This window comes from Thalassolituus sp. UBA6592 (genome assembly GCF_002433655.1).
Taxonomy (GTDB): domain Bacteria; phylum Pseudomonadota; class Gammaproteobacteria; order Pseudomonadales; family Oceanobacteraceae; genus Venatoribacter.
The window spans coordinates 1-18,031 of the sequence record NZ_DJIO01000111.1 but is presented as its reverse complement, the minus strand read 5'-3'; the positions used below and the strand labels follow the sequence as shown (position 1 = coordinate 18,031).

Genomic DNA, 18,031 nt, shown 5'->3' with positions numbered 1-18,031 from the left:
TCATCCCATAATGCGGCCGTAACGGCTGGAGTTGCCCTGTTCGAATTCACTCAACGCTTCATCGGCAATATGCCGCCCGGTTTCGATGATCTCTTCGGCACGGTAAAACTCGTAGACTTCACTGACTTTCACCGGCATGCGGATCAGCAGATCCGGTGGGTAGCCTGCAACTTTGTACTGCGTCAGGGAGGACGACATCACCTCAAAAACCTGATTGAGAATATCCAGTTTACCGAGGTTTTCGTCCGCCTGTTTACGTGCGTTACTTTTGTTTTCCAGCCATTGACTGGCCTTGTCGAGCAACGAGTTCATCCACAGCAGACGACGCCCCTCGTTTTTATCTTTCTCTTCTTCCGGCATCAGATCCTGCGGCAACGGCAGATCACTGTTGAGGTCTACAGCGATGATGTAATCCGCATGGGCAGACATGCACGGAGTAATCGGTAATGGATTCAGAACCGCACCGTCCACCAGGGTGCGCCCGGCATCATCACACACAGGCGCAAAAACACTGGGAATCGCTGCCGACGCCCGGATCGCCTGATTCAGCGGACCGTTCTGAAACCAGACTTCCTTTTTGCTCTTGAGATCAACGGAAACGGCGGTAAAGGGAATATTCAGATCTTCGATCAGCTGACCATTAAGCATCTCTTCCATGCGGTTGTAGAGCTTATCGCCACGGATAACACCGTTGGACAGCAGGGTCACATCCACCAGCTTAAGCACATCCATATAGTTCAGAGTGCACACCCAGTCACGGTACTGCTGCAGTTTGCCAGCGGCGTAAAAACCACCGATCACCGCTCCCATGGAGCAGCCGGAAATAGCTACAATCTCATACCCCCGGGCTTCCAGTGCTTCAATCACCCCGATGTGGGTATAACCACGGGCTGCGCCACTGCCCAATGCCAGCGCGACGGTTTTACCGTTACTCACCTTTATCTCCCTGGCCAGAAAATGAAACGCAGTGCCGGTTTGAGACTGTCATCCGGTGCCGGCGTCAGTGCGCCCTGCCCTATGATATTCAGTTCGTACTGGCCATCGAAAGAGGCCACTCTAAGCTGCTCTGCGAGACGCTCCGAACACTGCACGTTGTCTGTCATATGGCTGGCTTCATAGCAATGCACCAGCAGATACAGACGGCGTTTGAGACTGGGGGTCAGGGATTTAAGTTCACCAATTAAGGCGCTGGAACGCTGTATATCAAGGCGGCCATCATCCGTTTCAAAACCCGGTAACCAGCCCGCCGAGCTCTTCAGCGCTTCACGGATCTGAGTTTCGGTAACTTCCACCGCTTTGACCTGATCCTTAGTGGTAAATTCGTCGAGATTAATCATTACCTGACGCGTACCACGCTGAACCACATACAACACATACAGGGTTTTGGTGCCGTCTGCGGCGGTGCTCATCGACACCTGATAAAACTGATTCTGATCGCGCCCGACCAGGCGGGCATTATCAAAGATCTCGTTGGCCCAGAAATTATTACTGCCACAATCCAGACCTTCACACTGATACAGCACATCAGCACCGTTAGTCTGATCAGCAAAATGGCGTGCCACTACAGCCCAGGGGAAGCGCTCAGCCACCGACCATACACGGCGCCACAGCTGGCCATTAAGCAACCGCTCCTGTTCGCCATACGTCGTCGCCTGGGTACGCTTCAGCTCCGACAGCACCAGACGATAGCCTGCCACCTGCTGCTTTTTTTCATCCTGCAACTGACTTTGTGGAAAGGCATCCAGAGCACGGACCACGGCGCCTGACATCACAGCGGTCAGCGCCACCAGCAACGGCAGTAATACCTTCAGTAACCGGCCTGCAGAAACCCTGCGGGCCGGTCGTGTGCCAGCCTCACTCTGATATTCGGGCGAACCATTAAACATGCGCATGCACCACTCCTTAATTACCGCCACCCATTGTTATACCTCGCCCGGCGCGAGACAAGAGCCATACCGACATTTACCCACCACTCATATACGCCCCTGACGTTTATAGCTGCGGCTGTTACACTGCGCGCTGTTTTTTGTGTCATCGCCATGTGAGCCTTTATGCCAAGCCCAGCCGCTGTCGTTATCTCTCCATCCGCTACCTGCTCCTCATTCACTAAACTGAAAAAAGTTCCTCTTCTGCTGCTTTTTTTCAGCGTGGGATTCACTGCACTGATGTCCGGTTGCGCTCAGATGCCAGCCAGCGGTGATGCGGATGAAGCCGCAACAGCACCGGTAACCGCCGATGAAAAACACACTGCCGCCGAGACCGTCAGTGCGCTGTTTGATGAGTTTTACCAGTCTGAACTGGACGACAGTCCGGTACTGCGCAGCCAGCTGGGTTACAGCGGTCAGTTTGAATGGGATGATATTTCCGCTGAAGCAGACGAAGCCCGCGTCCGCCGCTATCAGGAATTTCTGACCCGGCTGAAACAGATCCGCGAAGAAGCACTCGAATACCCACAACGCTGGCACTATAGGGTGCTGTTAAATGAGCTGGAACAGCGACTGCTGTTAGCACCCTACCGCTCCTATGATTATGCCTACAGTCAGCTGGGCGGCTGGCATACTGAAGTGGTGGATATTCTGATTAACCATCACATGGTGTCATCTATCCCGGACATCCACGATTACATCAGCCGCCTGAAAGCCATTCCACAACTGTTCAACCGCTGGGAAGAAAACATCCGCGCGGCAGAAGCAGAAGGCATTATTCCGCCGGCATTTGTTTATCCGGCGGTCAAACAAAGCATTGCCAATATTCTGCGGGGCGCTCCTTTCAATCAGGGAAACAGCAGCCAGGAAAACAGCAGCGAAGGCGATTCCCCTTTGTGGGCCGACTTTAACCGCAAACTCGATCAGCTCTCGCTGTATCCATCCACCCACGATCTGTTGCAACGTCAGGCTCAGGCAGCGCTGCTGACGCAGGTAAAACCTGCTTATGAAAAACTGCTTGGAATCATCGAACAACAGGAAAGAAAAGCACCGCAGCATATTGCCGCCAGTGGCCGTGCAGATGGCGACCATTACTATCAGTTATTACTGAGCCACTACACCAGCAGCCAAACCGATGCCGACACCATTTATCAGCTCGGACTGGCAGAGGTTTCACGCATCCAGCAGCAGATACGCACGCTGGCACCGGCACTGGGATACACAGGCGCCAGTGATGCACCGATGAAAACCATTTTTGCCGCCATTAACCGTAACGATGCCAGCTACCCGAATACCGCCCAGGGCCGCGATGAATTTATTGGCTTCCAGAAATTACGTTTGCACGAAATTGCTGCCCGCCTGCCGTACTATTTTACCGATATTCCAACAACCCCGGTGGCGATTCAGCTGGTCGAAGATTACCGTGCGGTTAATTCCCCGGTGGCATTTTATGAACCACCCTCCAGTGATGGTCAGCGTCCGGGAATTTATTACATTAATCCGCTGCGCATGACCGATATTGCCCGCAGCCGCCTGCCGGCACTGCTCTATCACGAAGCATTACCGGGCCACCATATGCAGGTTGCACTGACACAGGAAAACAGCAACCTGCCGGATTTTCTGCGTACGATCCGGTATCCGGCCTTCAGTGAAGGCTGGGCACTGTATGCAGAAAAACTAGCGGCGGAAATCGGTGCTTATAAAACGCCGCAGGAACATTACGGCCAGCTGGTGATGGAATTATGGCGCGCCGTTCGTCTGGTACTGGATACCGGACTGAATGCCAAAGGCTGGAGCCGTGAACAGGCCATTAATTACCGCATGGAAAATACGCCGTTTTCCCGTGCCGATTCAGAAGCAGCCATTAACCGCTATCTGGTGATGCCTGGTCAGGCGGTGGCGTATAAAACCGGTGAACTGAAAATTCAGGAAATCCGTCAGCGCGCAGAAGATGAACTGGGCAGCCATTTTGATCTGGCCGCGTTTCATTCTGCCCTGCTGAGTCATGGACCGCTGCCACTCGATATTCTTGCCGATATCATGCAGCAGTGGTCGGAAAATGGCGCGCTGCAACATGAAGCTGCAGCCACAGCAAACGCTCAGTAACGCAACGAAATACCGGTCTGCCAGTAACTGTCCTGCGCCGGCGTGGCCACCACGCTGGCGCCGGTATCATCGGTGGACCAGATACGGCGATTACGCATCTGACCAACTTCGGCGTTCAGCCAGAAGGCCCCCTGCCAGTGAAAATCCACGCCTAAACCCATCTTCCAGTTAGTATAAGCCGTACGGAACGTACCGGTCTGGCCGGTGATTTCTTCTTCCCACACACCACCTTCCGGTGCAACGCGGAAATACGTGGCTAATGATTCATTCCATGAGGTCTGAATGCGTGTACGCGGAAAGCCGAGCAGCACTTCCGTTGAGCGCGTTGGTTTAAATGCCGCACCGACCACCGGGCGTGGATTAAAATCACCAAACACACGATCAACCGTGACACCGAATTGCCAGAAGCTGCCGTCGCGGCGATGCAGACGTCCGATCAGATCCACATTCATGGCAATATTATCGGATTCCAGCGCTTCAAAATCCGTCATCAGACCCGGTTCGGCACGCACGATAAATTCCGCTGAACGGCCACGTTTCTGCCGGTATTCCAGTGGCACAGACACCCAGTAATATTCGCTCTGAGCTGCCGTCGTTCCCTTCCAGCGAAATTCGGTAATATCGAAATGAAAAGAGCTTTTCACCGCTTCGGAGCCGACCGAACGCTGACTCAAGGGCGTGGTAAAACTCAGCAGGCTGCGGCCAAATTCTGTACCTGTCCCACTCTCCGGTGTTGAAGGCCCTTCGGTGGACCAGAACAGGCCATCGGCCAGCGCAAGCGGTGACAACATGACAGCAGGCAGAAAACCCAGCAGAAAAACCAGCGCCTGGGCAGGACGCTTAACTGTTTTTGAATAAATCGTCATAAGCTTCCTGAACACTCGCATAGCTGGTCAGAGCACCTGTGCTCTGTTCGGTTTTACGCACGGCATCCAGAGCGCCGAGCACATCCATGACATTTTTAAAGCCGTCAATGACGGACGCCGGCGCCCCGGCCTCCTCCAGTAAGTCGGTATAATTGGCTACAAACTCATAGGCTTCAGTTTCTTTTCTGCGACCCAGCGCGCTGCTGGTCTGGTCAATACCATCAATGACTTCAATCACATTAATCAGAGAGCGTGCCGCTTCAGAATCTCCGTCAACGGCTTCACCCATAACAAACTGGCTGAGAAAACCGGCAGCTTCGGTAATGGCTGACACACTCTGAGCGTCACCGCCCAGATCGCGATAGTCATCGTTTGTCAGAAAACCGTCTTCATACAGGCGATTGACCAGATCGGGAATCTGCTGCGAATTAATGGTGCCGGAAAAAAACTCGGAAGAAATTCGGCTGAGCTTTTCCGCCCGCAGGGAAACGGATACGCGATCGGTATCCACACTACTGTAATCCGCTTTCTGTGATGCTGATGCCGCCTGTTCAGTATCTGTTGCCGTCACATTCTGACTGCCCAGTGAACGCATCAGGTTCTGATATGAGGTCGAATTGTTGATATCCACGTCATGTCCTCTGCTTGTACCCTGATTAAAGGGCCTTTGGCGGACATTCAGCAATTACCAAGCCAGAGAGGAAAATTATATAAAAATCAAAAGGTTAGGAATTAAAATCAGTACTACCAAGGGGAATTCGTCAGAATCCCGCCGCTTTTTCAGCAAATGATTGCCGCTTTTCCTCAGCTATTGCCGCTTAGCTGTCAGACCTTGCCGCTCCTTTGCTTACGACTCATTCACCCAGCCTTAATTCAGGGTAGCCACCGCTTTCAGCTCAGCCAGCGGTCGGCTCTACCTGACGTAACTCGCGGATAATGCTGACCATGGCCTGGGCAGCGAACGATAACGGCGCTTCACGGCGCCAGATCAGTGACAGCTGCCAGCGCAGTGAGGAACTTTGCAGAGGGCGCAGTTCTACGCCGCGCACATGCAGACGTTCGGCCACCAGTTTGGGCAACAGCATGGCACCGGAACCGGCGGCGACCAGTGCCAGACCAAAATCCGCCTGAGTTACATGGGTCACTTCCTGAGCTTCAAAACCGCTGGCAAGACAGGCTTCCTGAATCATGCTGTTGAGTACAAAGGTGGTTTCGAACGTCACCAGCGGCGTCTGCGCCAGCTGCGGCAAACGTATACCCGGCTCGGCGGCTAAGGGATGACTGGACGGCAGCGCCACCATCATGGGGTCATCCCGTACCAGCAGCCAGTCGAAATCCTTGTCAGCGCGGACGATGGTGGTCGCCAGCTCAATCTCGCCATTACGTAACGCCTGCTCCAGTTCTGTCCCGCCCCGCTCCAGCAGGTGAATACGGATATGCGGATAGCGGCTGCGGAAACGCGCGATGGCGGGAGCGAACAGGTCAGCACTGCCCAGGGGCGCCAGCCCCATATACAGGTCACCACTCTGCAGATTTTTCATAGCGTCCAGTTCTTCCAGCATACGCTTGCGGCCGCTCAGCAGTTCCAGCGCATGCCGGTAGACAACCTCCCCGGCAGCCGTCAGTCGCGGACTGCCGCCACGCCGCCCGCGCTCCAGCAGCTGTACGTCCAGCTCGTCTTCCAGCCCACGGATCGCCTTACTCAGCGCTGGTTGAGTCAGATGGACTTTTTCTGCCGCTTTACCAAAGCCGCCATGATCGACGATATCGACCAGATAACGCATCACGCGCAAATCCATTTACATAACCTTTTTTCACTAAATACATATTTAACATTCATTATAATTATCTATTGAAGCGATTTACACTGACCCTGTTAAATCATCCAGAACAGAATGCTTCACAGCACAACGCCGGTCACCATGATCAATAAAACCTTTCTTGCTATTCAGGTCTGCTTTCAACTGGCCGGACTTTGCCTGCTGTTCTGGCTGTGTACTCTGATTGCTGATGCCGAACACTGGGTGATCCCAGGCAGCATCGTCGGCCTGGCGGTGGTTCTGACCCTGCTGGCCTGCAAAATTCTGCCGGAAAAAGCCGTCGCCGCCGGTGCGCACTGGCTGTTGGCAGAACTGCTGCTGTTTTTTATTCCGCCGGTTGTCTCCATCATCAGTTACTGGTCTGAGATCCGTCATGATCTGCTGGCGATTCTGTCAGCCGTTATTGTCGGTACCGTCGTTGTGCTGCTGGCTACCGCACTGGTTGTCGACCGCGTATTCCGCATGGAAAAACGTGCCCACTTACATCAGGCACACACCCATCGGGCGCATAAGCACATGCCGGGAGAAAGCAGTCATGCCTGATACGTTAGCCGCCATCGTAAGCCTGGCTGCAACCATTGGTATTTATTACCTGGCCAAGGCGTTGTACCGTCGCAAACCCATCTTTATTTTCACGCCTATCCTGTTCACGCCGATTGCGGTGATTGCACTGGTGCTGGGGATGAAAATCCCTCTCAACGATTATTTTGCGCTGAACCATTACCTGGTACTGATGCTCGGCCCGGCAACTATTGCCTTTGCCCTGCCAATTTATCAGCAGCGTAAAATCATCACCCGCTACCCGGTTACGCTCGCTGCAGGTGTGATTTTTGGCCTGTTCGCCGGCGTACTGTCTTCGTGGATTCTGGTGCAGTTATTTCCGATGCCGGAAGAGATTGCCCACAGCATGCTGACCCGTTCGGTATCAACGCCGTTTGCGATGCAGGCAACGCTGGCTTTTGGTGGTGTGCCGGATATGGCCGCTATTCTGGTGCTGATTACCGGTATTACCGGCATGCTGCTCTGTGACCCTGTGTTCCGTATGGCAGGCATCAGAACGTCTCATGCCCGTGGCGCAGCGCTGGGCGCTGCTTCCCACGGAGCCGGTACTGCCAAAGCCCATCAGCTGGGCAGTGAAGAAGGCGTGATCGCCAGTCTCACTATGACTTTCACCGGCGTCGCCATGGTGCTGAGCGCACCCTGGCTGTCATCGCTGCTGGGCTGAGAAACCAGCCCGGTCAATGACTCCGACGCCGCTTGTTAACGATGTATTTTCGTCGTCAGTCTCCTGCTGGATGGGAGCGCTGAGTAATGTGTTTACGCAGGCTGTGAACGCCCCAGTAAACAACACCGAGCACCACAGGCATGGCGATCGCTTTCGCCAGGTCTGTATTCAATGGCAGCCCTGCTGCCTTTAATCCAACGAAGCCGATCTCCAACAATGAAAGCACATAGTAACCGATGGCAACCACGGAAAGCCCTTCAACAGTTTGCTGAAGGCGCAACTGCAACTGACTCCTCCGGTTCATCGACGACAGCAAATGCTGGTTCTGTTCCTGTATGGACAAATCCACACGCGTTCTCAAAAGACTCGTCGTCCGGTGAATCCGGCGCGACAGATCCTCTAACCGGTCGCGCACGGAATTACAGGTTTTAATACCCGGCGTCAGCCGCCGTTCAAGGAATTCACGTAACGACTGCATTCCTTCTATGGGCTCTTCCCGCAGTTGGTTCAGCCGGTCACGAACCAGATCGTGATAGGCGACCGCTGCGGAGAAGCGGTAGTTGGTGTCTGAGCGGTAGCGTTCAACATCAGCCGCCAGCTGCGACAGCTCCTGCAGCAGAACGCGCTCATCTTTATCCGCGGCAATATCCGAAATACTCTGATTCAGAGTGGCCAGATTCTCTTCCACATCGCCCAGCTGATTGCTCATTTTGCGTGCAATCGGTAACGCCATCAGCGACATTAAACGATAGGTTTCCAGTTCAAACAGCCTCTGTACCAGGCGCCCGCACTGATACGGCGTAAGACCTTTATTGCAGGTCACCATGCGGCCGAACCCATCACTGTGTAATTTAAACGCCGTCCACACCTGGGATTTTTTATCCGCAATCCAGGCCCCGGACACACGCTGACCTTCAAACCACTGATAGAGTTTTTTCTCATCCGGCTCTTCGTCGGTCACCACCAGATTCACCGCTACGACCAGCTCCCCCGGCATGGCAGCGAGCCAGTCTTTGGGGACAAAATTCAGCGCTTCAGAAGAGAAGGCTTCCACATCCGGACAGATGAAGGTGAAGTTGGCAAATTCGGTATGGCGCTCCCAGCGCAGCTCAAACCCACCAAAATCCTGATACAGACAGGACGAATCCGGCGATGGCTCAGGCACACTGAAGCGCTTACAAAGATCAACGATATGGCGGTAAAGCTCTTCGCGGTTGTTATCCAGCAGCACGGTAAAATGCGAAACCTGACAAGGCCCTTCGATCACTGGCGAGGGCCGGTTGTGCAGCTCTTCATACAGAGCCGATCGCCATTGATGTACTTTCAGCGATACTGCTGAACTGGGGATGTCGGGTGCAGCATCCTGCAGTGCATTTTTCATATCAGCGCGTTCCAAACGTTCCATAAATAAGCCCGAGTGTAGGTGAGTGGGGTCAGCTTTTCGATTGTCCTTCAGCACAGGGTTTTGTCATCATTTCAGCTAATGGCATGGTAAGACTCTGGTGCCACTGGTGTTGTGTCTGCAGCCAGTTCTGCCAGCGGCTACGTAATTCCGCATCCAGATCGAGTACATCCGGCACCGGGCGCCGGAGTTCGTCCAGCGATAAATCACCAAGCAGCTGCTGCAGCTGCTGAGTATGGACATCTTTCAGCCACAGCCACTGCTGTTCCTGACTGACCGTCAGCCAGCCATGGGCATGTCCGCAGGCCAATACCTCGTTAATTTCAGTACCGCGCAGATCACTCAGTGCTTCCGCCAGACTGGCCTCATCCGTTGGCAAAGACGCCTGTTGCCGCGCCCACAGCACGTCCACCAGTCTCAGCCTGAGCCACAGCACCGGTAAATTTCTCGGCGTCGTGGAAATATAATGACTGAGACTGAAGGTCAGTTCGGCACCCAGCAGAATCAGCATCCACGAGATATACATCCAGGTGAGAAACAAAGGCACGGCGGCAAAGGCGCCATAAATCAGCTGATAAGACGGGAACAGACCGACAACTTCCGCAAACAGCAGTTTGCTCAGCTCGAACACCGCCGCGACCAGAAATCCCGCCAGCAGTGCATGACGCCAGGGCACCCGGCAATTAGGCACCAGCATATACAAAGCGGTAATCGCGCCACTGCTCAACAGCCACGGAATCAACTGCGCCAGCGCCGGCGCCTGACCAAAGCTGCTCCACAAAGAAGATGAAGCAATCAATGAGCTGGTAGCCAGCGCTGCACCAAACAATAACGGACCAAGACTGAGCACTGCCCAATAGCGGAAAAACGTCTGTAATCTGGAGCGCGGTTTTTCCACATTCCAGATTTTGTTGAACTGCATTTCGATGGTACGCAGCAGCATAAACGCCGTGACGAACAGAAACAGCACACCGATCCAGGTGAGCTTGCGCGCCTGCTGGCTGAACTGCTTAAGATAATCCGAGACCGCATCACTGCCCTGTGGCATCAGATACCCCAGCAGCTGATCATTGACCTGCCCGCCCCAGCTCTGCAGTGAAGGAATGCCACTGAGAATGGCGTAAATCACAGTGATCACCGGCACCAGTGCAAACAGCGTGGTGTAAGTCAGCGCCGCAGCATCGCGCCGGCGCTCTTCCCCTTCAAAGCGTTTGATGGTGTGCCAGAGAATTTTCAGCGTCCGGCGACTGCGCGATAACGGAACGTCAGAATCCAATGCGTTTCCCCCAATATCCTTCTGCAGGCCCGGCTGCAGTTAAAGATCTTAATTAAAGAGCTTGGTTACCGGCCCGGCTGGTTTATTTACTGCGTCATTCAACAGCACAATTTGTTAGAATGGCGGTGCAATCAGCACCTCATTCAGACATTGTCATTCAAACAACATGGATATAAGCATGAGCGAAATTCAGATTTACCACAATCCACGCTGTTCCAAATCCCGTGAAACTCTGGCGTTGCTGCAGGAAAAAGGCATCGAGCCGGAAGTGATCGAGTATCTGAAAGACACACCATCGGCTGCTGAACTGAAAAGTGTTCTGAAAAAACTGGGCATCAGTGCCCGCGACCTGCTGCGCAAAAAAGAAGCTGAATACAAAGAAGCCGGACTGGATGACGAATCCCTGAGCGACGATGCCATCATCAACGCCATGATCGAATATCCGAAGCTGATTGAACGCCCGATCGTAATCAACGGTGAAAAAGCCCGTATCGGCCGCCCACCTGAGCAGGTGCTGGAGATCGTTTAATGAGCCAGCCTTATATTCTGGTGCTCTATTACAGCCGCCACGGCAAAACGGCGGCCATGGCCCGCCAGATTGCCCGCGGCGTGGAAAAAGCCTCTGGCTATGAAGCCCGTCTGCGCACCGTTCCACCCGTGTCTGCCGATACCGAAGCAACCTTACCGGCAGTACCCGAAGATGGCGCACTGTACTGTACCGCCGACGATCTGAAGCACTGCAGCGGCCTGCTGCTGGGCAGCCCGGTACGCTTTGGCAATATGGCCGCGCCGCTGAAATATTTTATCGATTCCACCAGTGCCATGTGGCTGACCGGTGCCTTGATTAATAAACCGGCCGGCGTGTTCACCTCAGGCTCCTCCATGCATGGCGGTCAGGAATCCACGCTGTTGAGCATGGCTCTGCCTCTGCTGCACCACGGCATGGTGTTTGCCGGCATTCCTTACAGTGAGGCCGGCCTGTTGAAAACCCACGGGGGTGGTACACCGTATGGTGCCAGCCATGTCAGCGGCGGTGATGGCGAAAACGCCCTGAGTGAAGAAGAAATCCAGCTGTGTCAGGCCCAGGGTGAACGCCTTGCCCGTATGGCCGGTGCTCTGAGTGTAATGATGAAAGGAGAACCGGCATGAGCGAACAATCTTCAGGCCAGAGCAAAGCAACCCGCACGGCCTACCGGCTGATGGTGCTGTGCTATCTGGCAGCGGTATTAACCCTGCTGTTTTCAACCTATGCCAGCGCGCCGGATGATATTGAATCCGGCCTGTTGTATGTGCTCTCAGGCCTTGGTATCTGGTTGTTTAAAATCCTGCCACTGCTGTTATTCGTACCGGGTCTGATTAAACGTAAGCACTCAACCTCGGCATGGCTTTCTTATATGTCGATGCTGTACTTTGTGCTCGGTGTATTGCTGGCCTTTACTCCGGGTGCGGCCTTGTGGGGCTGGTTGCTGACCGTCAGTTCTTTCCTGATGTTCCTCTCCAGCATGCTGTATACGCGCTGGGCGAAAGCGGACATCGCCCGTCAGAGTTAAGGGGTCAGGGGTTAGAGGTCAGAGTTAAGAGGTCAGAGTTGAAGCTGAGCTGATGTAAAAGCGCAGACACAAAAAAACGGGTATAACCCGTTTTTTTGTGTTCGGCTTTTCAGCGTGACTCCGGCTGCAACAACTTATTCGTCGTCGCCATCGCCCCAGTCGCCGTCGGTGCTGTCATCGGCAATCTCAGTGACCATAACGTCGCCACACTTAGAGCATTTACCTTCAACATAAACCACACCATCAAGCTCATACTCGACCGGTTCAACCATGCCCAGATCGGCTTCCATACACTGGTTACACCAGGTCTGACTGAGAAAAGCCTGCTGATCTTCTTCATCACGGGCGAAGAAGTCCCGCTCAATACGTTCCATAACCACTGACACCTGTCTTGCTTGTTAAGTGAATCAGCCAACCACAACTGCCGTCAAAGGCAGGTCTGTAGGCCAGACTGATCTGTGCAGGCATTGTAATCGCTATCCTGCAGGAATTGGACTGTTTTTGCGGGCCGCTGAGGTTGTACGGTGACGGTATGCGCAGACCCCAGGCAAAAAACGCCCCTGATCCGATTGGCACAAACAGCACTCGTTCTCAGTTACACCTTTATGCATCATGCTGACATTAAGATTGTTACTCTGTCATACACACTGAAAGGGACTATCCATGATTACTCTCCACCACCTGAACAATTCACGCTCACAACGCATTATCTGGCTGCTTGAAGAACTCGGTGTCGACTACGACATCAAGCGCTACGACCGCGACCCGAAAACCTCTCTGGCACCGGCTGAACTGAAAGCGGTACACCCGTTGGGCAAATCGCCAGTGATTACCGACGGTGACAACACCATCGCCGAATCCGGCCTGATTATCGAATATCTGCTCGACCGCTACGATCAGGGGCGTTTTTTACCCGCCCGGGAAAGTGCCACCTACTGGCAGTATCTTTATTGGCTGCATTACGCCGAAGGCAGCCTGATGCCGTTACTGGTCATGACACTGGTTTTTAACAAAATCAAAGAAGCGCCGATGCCATTTTTTGTGCGCCCGATTGCCCGTGCTATCGCCGATAAAGCCATCAGTGCCTATTCCGGTCCGAACCTGAAAAACAACCTGAAATACGTCGAAGAACACCTGAGCAACAACACCTGGTTTGCCGGTGAGCAGATGACCGGTGCTGACTTTCAGATGATATTTCCGCTGGAAGCTGCGATGCACCGCGGCATCAATTCTGCGGATTATCCCGCCATTAAACGCTTTATCGATAAGGTACACGCCATGGACACTTACCGCACAGCCTTGCAGAAAGGCGGCCCATACGATTACGCCTGAGCATCCTTTTCCGCACTGGCAAAAAACACACGACTGTTCCGCTAATGGAGCAGTCTGTCCGGGCTCTCCGGTGTCGTTTTTATCTGGCCATCACTCACACCACAGCTATAATCGCGCTGTAATTCTCAGACCGGAAGCTGATATGAAATTCTCAGGTGCGCTGCCACGCCGTTTAAAAATTATACTCGCCTCCCTGCTGCTGGCTGGCTGTGCGACTGCCGGCTTTATCGGCATGAACGAAGATGAGCTGTTCGGTAAAACGCAGATTTTTGACCACAAACTGTCAGCCGACAGCCATGGGGCAGCGTATTACCATCAGGAAGTTCAACCAATTCTGGAAAACCGCTGCGTCGTCTGCCATGGCTGTTACGATGCTCCTTGTCAGCTGAAACTCTCATCCGCCGACGGCATTATGCGTGGTGCCAGCAAGCAGGTGGTCTACAACGGTACCCGTCTGCTGGCCAGTGAACCGACCCGTCTGGGCATTGACGCCACCACCATTGAAGAGTGGCGCGCGAAAGATTTTTTCCCGGTCATTAACGAGCGCAACCAGACATCGGCTATCAACATGGCCAACAGCGTGCTGTATCGCATGCTGGCACTGAAAGCCAATAATCCGCTGCCAGCAGACGACATTCTCGATGAAGATGATTTCAGTCTGGGCCTGAACCGCCCGCAGGAATGTCCGACCAGCAGCGAAATGCATGCCTACGAAGAAGATCACCCGCTGTGGGGCATGCCTTACGCCCTGCCGGCGCTGTCAGCTAATGAATACAGCACACTGTCAGGCTGGATCAAAGGTGGCGCGCCGATGGCGGCCAGCCCAAAACTGCCGAAAGACATTCAGCAGCAGGTGGATGACTGGGAAAGCTTCCTCAACGAGACTGACAACAAACATCGCCTGACCGCGCGTTATGTTTATGAACACTGGTTCCTGGCCAGCCTGTATTTTGCCGATACTCCTCTGTTCAACAAAGACAGCTACGGCACTGCCAACACAGAACGTCCACGTTTCTGGTTCAAGCTGGTACGTTCTGCAACACCACCGGGTTTTCCGATCAAACCGATTCCGACACGTCGCCCGTATGACGATCCACAACTGGGGATCAGTGGTCAGTTCTATTATCGGCTGATGCCGGACGACTCAAGCGTCGTGGCAAAAACCCACATGCCCTACCAGCTGAGCAGCGAACGCATGGAATGGATCCGCTCGATGTTTATTGAGCCGGATTACGAAGTGAAGGAACTGCCGGGTTACGACACCGATATTTCTGCCAACCCGTTTGTTGCGTTTGAAGATATCCCGATTTCCGCGCGCTACCGTTTTATGCTGGAAGAAGCGGAATACACCATTACCGGTTTTATTAAAGGTCCGGTATGCCGGGGTCAGGTTGCGTTAAACGTAATCGACGATCATTTCTGGGTATTTTTTGTCGAACCAAAACATCTCAGCGGCAGCAGTTATTCTGAATTTCTTAAATCCCAAAGTGACAATCTGAAACTACCGGGTACGGAAGAAAGCGCCACCGGGATTGTTACCAACTGGATCAAATACTCCTGGCTGCACGATAAATATCTGGACGCGCTGAATGCCTGGCTGATAGACCGTTTCCCAGGCGAACGCCGTCAGTCACTCTCCATGCTATGGCGTGGTGACGATCACAACCCGAATGCTGCACTGACAATCTTCCGCCATTTTGACAGCTCGACTGTAGTCAAAGGAACGGTTGGCCAACCACCCAAAACGGCCTGGTTGGTAGACTATTCCCTGCTGGAGCGTATCCACTACCTGCTGGTGGCGGAATTTGATGTATTCGGCAATATTGGCCATCAGCTGAATACCCGTCTGTACATGGACTTCCTGCGCATGGAAGGTGAGCACAATTTCCTCACCCTGCTGCCGCATGATGAACGCGTACGGCTGGCCAATTACTGGTACCGCGATACCAGTGAACGGGTGCGTAAACACCTGGTCAACTACGAAGAACACGTGCTGGCCGATCCGGCCATTGAATACAAGACCGATCATCCGAAACTGGAACTGTTTGGTAAAATTCAGACGCTGCTGAAAGATGAACTGGACAATAAATACACACTGGCGGATCACGTACTGCCAGGTGAACTCAGTGTATTGAACCGTCTGAACAGTGTGCGCGGCCGGGCCGCTACAGAAATGCCGGAGATTTCCATTCTGACGCTGGACAATATGAACGGCAGTTCCCAAGTATTTACCATTCTGCGTAACAGTGGCCACAGCAACCTGACCGGCCTGCTGTACGAAGAAAATAACCGCTTGCCGGCGGAAGACTATCTGACCATTGTGCCTGGTATTCTTGGCTCTTATCCATCGGCGTTTTACCGTCTCACATCATTCCGCGCAGAAGAATTCGTCAATGCCATTGTGAATATGCAGGATGATGACGACTATGAAAAAATGATGGACCGCTTTGGTGTGCGCCGCACCAGCGAACGTTTCTGGCAGAACAGCGATGATATCCGTCATTGGTACAGCCAGCATGATCCGCTGAATGCCGGCATTCTCGATTATAACCGTCTGGAAAACCGCTGATGCGGTTAAAGCAGAGCGCTGTCCGGCATCAGTAAAAACTGCTGCCGGCTGTCGCTTGGCGTCAGCCCCGTCCAGCGCTTGAATGCGCGGCGGAAATTAGTGATGTCGTTAAAGTGCAGGTGCGCTGCCACCTGCTCATTATTCATGCCTTTCACATGCAGCAGATACAGACAGATATGCAGTCTGGCCAGGTCCTGCAGGGCCTGAAACTGGGTGTTGTGTTTCTTCAGTTTGCGCTTGAACGTGGCCGGGCTCATGTGAAATGCCTCGGAGGCTTCAGGCAGTGAACAGCCGCTCTCCAGATGGCGTATCAGCCAGTGATATACCGCTTCGCAGAAACCATCTTCAGCTTCTCCACGACGGGCGGCATCTGCTCTTTGCCATTCCGCCTGAAATGCCGTGGCTGAACCGCGCGGCCAGCGCACATCCAGCCATTTTTTCTCGATAATCATAACGTCCGCACCCAGTCCGAACTGCAGCGCAGACGAGCCAAAACGTACGCTGTATTCTTCACTGTGCTCCGGACGTTCATAACTGAATCCATAGCGCCACGGCAGCGAATGCCCTGCCAGCCAGCGCGCCATGGATGTCAGCCCCATCATCACAGTTTCTGTCATAAAGCGGTGCTGATCCTGCAGGCCGGATGAGTCCAGCCACTGCACATAGCAATAGCGCTCATCTTCAAACACCCGCGGTGCCAGCAAGGGGCTGAGACTGCGACGGAAATGCACCAGTGCTTTCAGTGCATGCCGCAGATCCGGTGCGTTGCTGAGCAACTGACTGCCGGGGCCGTAATGTCCCGGCCATAGGTTTTCGCCCCAGCGAAAGCTGAGATCCGGTTCCGGCAATAATTTTTGCCCGCTGGCAATTAACAGCCGCAGCTGATTGGGTGACACCTTCTGCTCACCGGCGATAATATCGTCGTAAAAAAGTCCGGTTCCGCGCAGTACTTTGTGGCTGCTGATATCGCGCGCTAACAACAGATCAAGCAGCAATGCCGGCTGATAATGCGCCGGCAAATACTTTTCATCACATTCGTACCAGAGAGGCTGCATCATCAGGCGACCTGAAAACAGCCGTTGTGCTCACCGGCTTTTTCCATTGCCTGGTTCGCGCTGAGGATAATCTGCTCTGCTCCCTCATTCTGATGGGAAGTATAAACGCCGGTCAGTAAGCGCTGATAATGGCTGTCGCCAGAGTCAGATTTAAAAGCGAAATTCGCTACCGCGCGTGATACCTCGAGGGCAATATTCAGCGCCCGCTGTGCATTGGTATCCGGCAGCACCAGGGCAAAACGATCGCCGGCATAGCGGCAGATAACGTCCTGGCGACGCAGATTCAGAGTAATGACTTCGGCCACTTCCCGCAGCAGGCGGTCCGCATTGCGATGTCCGAGCTGGCGCACGATATCCGGGTAATATTCAATACCTGCCATCACCACAGAGATGGGTGCCTGAGGTTGCGTCTGCAGCTGACGCTCAAGTTGCTGGCGCAGATAATCAATGCGTCCGAGCTGAGTCAGACCATCAATAAAGCGGTGTTCGCGGAAAAGTTGCTCACGTTTTTCCAGCTGGCGATTGATCGCCAGCTGCTCGCTGTGCCAATGAAATAAACCATAGGTCAGCATGGCAATACCAATCGGCATCGCCCCGGATTCCAGCCAGTGATCCCACCACTGTTCTGCAGGAATGCGCAGAAATTCGTCGAGGTTATCCTGCCACATGGCAATAAACATAAAGCCCAGCCCCAGTGTCAGCAAATCAGTGACGCGCCCCGCTGGTCTGCTGCCCAGTACCAGAATGACCCACACGGCCAGCGCCATGGCGCTGCCGCCCTCACCCAGCACATCCAGCCAGTCAATTTCCTGCCAGTGCTTGGGTTCACTGACACCTATGCTGGCCAGCAGTGAAAGCAGTGCCAGACCAAAAATCAGTATCGGTAGATTCAACCGGTCAATGCA

General features: G+C 53.7%; 18 protein-coding genes. 8 read left to right on the top strand and 10 right to left on the bottom strand.

Going from position 1 to position 18,031, the window contains the following annotated elements:
- On the bottom strand, window positions 1-936 hold the full coding sequence (locus tag B2Z72_RS10285) for a patatin-like phospholipase family protein (RefSeq protein ID WP_296983423.1): 936 nt from the start codon (window positions 934-936) through the stop codon (window positions 1-3).
- 2 nt (window positions 937-938) lie between these two features.
- Entirely contained in the window at window positions 939-1,892 is a 954-nt protein-coding gene (locus B2Z72_RS10280; protein WP_296983424.1) for a DUF4892 domain-containing protein, read from the bottom strand.
- A gap of 291 nt (window positions 1,893-2,183) precedes the next feature.
- Between B2Z72_RS10280 and B2Z72_RS10275 the strand changes: the two genes are divergently transcribed.
- A complete protein-coding gene (locus B2Z72_RS10275; protein WP_296983425.1) occupies window positions 2,184-4,031 on the top strand; it encodes a DUF885 domain-containing protein in 1,848 nt (615 codons plus the stop codon).
- On the opposite strand, the gene B2Z72_RS10270 is transcribed toward B2Z72_RS10275, so the two are convergent.
- The 3 genes from B2Z72_RS10270 to B2Z72_RS10260 all read right to left on the bottom strand — a co-directional run bounded on the left by B2Z72_RS10270 (window position 4,025) and on the right by B2Z72_RS10260 (window position 6,696).
- Complete coding sequence (locus B2Z72_RS10270; RefSeq protein WP_296983426.1) at window positions 4,025-4,897, bottom strand: hypothetical protein; 873 nt, start codon at window positions 4,895-4,897, stop codon at window positions 4,025-4,027. The genes B2Z72_RS10275 and B2Z72_RS10270 overlap by 7 nt on opposite strands.
- Window positions 4,872-5,528, bottom strand: a complete 657-nt coding sequence (locus tag B2Z72_RS10265) for a hypothetical protein (protein WP_296983427.1) — start codon at window positions 5,526-5,528, stop codon at window positions 4,872-4,874. The genes B2Z72_RS10270 and B2Z72_RS10265 overlap by 26 nt, the downstream gene beginning before the upstream one ends.
- Window positions 5,529-5,793: 265 nt before the next feature.
- Window positions 5,794-6,696, bottom strand: coding sequence for a LysR family transcriptional regulator (locus B2Z72_RS10260; RefSeq protein ID WP_297004732.1), 903 nt, complete (start codon window positions 6,694-6,696; stop codon window positions 5,794-5,796).
- Between the two features lie 96 nt (window positions 6,697-6,792).
- Here B2Z72_RS10260 and B2Z72_RS10255 point away from each other — a divergent pair, with 96 nt between their 5' ends.
- Both B2Z72_RS10255 and B2Z72_RS10250 read left to right on the top strand, forming a co-directional pair.
- Window positions 6,793-7,260 carry a CidA/LrgA family protein gene (locus B2Z72_RS10255; protein ID WP_296985542.1) on the top strand — a complete coding sequence of 156 codons (468 nt, stop codon included), beginning with the start codon at window positions 6,793-6,795 and terminating at the stop codon, window positions 7,258-7,260.
- Window positions 7,253-7,942, top strand: coding sequence for an LrgB family protein (locus B2Z72_RS10250; protein WP_296985540.1), 690 nt, complete (start codon window positions 7,253-7,255; stop codon window positions 7,940-7,942). The genes B2Z72_RS10255 and B2Z72_RS10250 overlap by 8 nt, the downstream gene beginning before the upstream one ends.
- Window positions 7,943-7,997: 55 nt before the next feature.
- Here B2Z72_RS10250 and B2Z72_RS10245 read toward each other — a convergent pair whose 3' ends face one another.
- Together B2Z72_RS10245 and B2Z72_RS10240 are read right to left on the bottom strand one after the other, a co-directional pair.
- A complete protein-coding gene (locus B2Z72_RS10245; RefSeq protein WP_296985537.1) occupies window positions 7,998-9,347 on the bottom strand; it encodes a DUF3422 family protein in 1,350 nt (449 codons plus the stop codon).
- A 28-nt stretch (window positions 9,348-9,375) separates the two neighbouring features.
- Window positions 9,376-10,620, bottom strand: coding sequence for a YihY family inner membrane protein (locus tag B2Z72_RS10240; RefSeq protein WP_296985535.1), 1,245 nt, complete (start codon window positions 10,618-10,620; stop codon window positions 9,376-9,378).
- A 178-nt stretch (window positions 10,621-10,798) separates the two neighbouring features.
- Here B2Z72_RS10240 and arsC point away from each other — a divergent pair, with 178 nt between their 5' ends.
- From arsC to B2Z72_RS10225, 3 genes are read left to right on the top strand one after another with little or no spacing between them, the layout of a single operon-like run.
- Entirely contained in the window at window positions 10,799-11,149 is a 351-nt protein-coding gene (gene arsC / locus B2Z72_RS10235) for an arsenate reductase (glutaredoxin) (RefSeq protein WP_296985533.1), read from the top strand.
- Complete coding sequence (gene wrbA / locus B2Z72_RS10230; protein WP_296985530.1) at window positions 11,149-11,769, top strand: NAD(P)H:quinone oxidoreductase; 621 nt, start codon at window positions 11,149-11,151, stop codon at window positions 11,767-11,769. Before arsC ends, wrbA begins: the two co-directional genes overlap by 1 nt.
- Complete coding sequence (locus tag B2Z72_RS10225; protein ID WP_296985528.1) at window positions 11,766-12,170, top strand: DUF2069 domain-containing protein; 405 nt, start codon at window positions 11,766-11,768, stop codon at window positions 12,168-12,170. The genes wrbA and B2Z72_RS10225 overlap by 4 nt, the downstream gene beginning before the upstream one ends.
- A gap of 134 nt (window positions 12,171-12,304) precedes the next feature.
- On the opposite strand, the gene B2Z72_RS10220 is transcribed toward B2Z72_RS10225, so the two are convergent.
- Window positions 12,305-12,544, bottom strand: a complete 240-nt coding sequence (locus tag B2Z72_RS10220) for a hypothetical protein (protein ID WP_296985526.1) — start codon at window positions 12,542-12,544, stop codon at window positions 12,305-12,307.
- A gap of 289 nt (window positions 12,545-12,833) precedes the next feature.
- On the opposite strand from B2Z72_RS10220, the gene B2Z72_RS10215 reads away from it, so the two are divergent.
- Window positions 12,834-13,502 carry a glutathione S-transferase gene (locus tag B2Z72_RS10215; RefSeq protein ID WP_296985525.1) on the top strand — a complete coding sequence of 223 codons (669 nt, stop codon included), beginning with the start codon at window positions 12,834-12,836 and terminating at the stop codon, window positions 13,500-13,502.
- A 142-nt stretch (window positions 13,503-13,644) separates the two neighbouring features.
- Entirely contained in the window at window positions 13,645-16,071 is a 2,427-nt protein-coding gene (locus tag B2Z72_RS10210) for a fatty acid cis/trans isomerase (RefSeq protein ID WP_297004730.1), read from the top strand.
- 5 nt (window positions 16,072-16,076) lie between these two features.
- On the opposite strand, the gene B2Z72_RS10205 is transcribed toward B2Z72_RS10210, so the two are convergent.
- Together B2Z72_RS10205 and B2Z72_RS10200 are read right to left on the bottom strand one after the other, a co-directional pair.
- Window positions 16,077-17,129 carry an AraC family transcriptional regulator gene (locus B2Z72_RS10205; protein ID WP_296985523.1) on the bottom strand — a complete coding sequence of 351 codons (1,053 nt, stop codon included), beginning with the start codon at window positions 17,127-17,129 and terminating at the stop codon, window positions 16,077-16,079.
- A partial coding sequence (locus tag B2Z72_RS10200; RefSeq protein ID WP_296985520.1) for a GGDEF domain-containing protein occupies window positions 17,129-18,031 on the bottom strand: 903 nt, incomplete at its 5' end. The genes B2Z72_RS10200 and B2Z72_RS10205, both read right to left, overlap by 1 nt.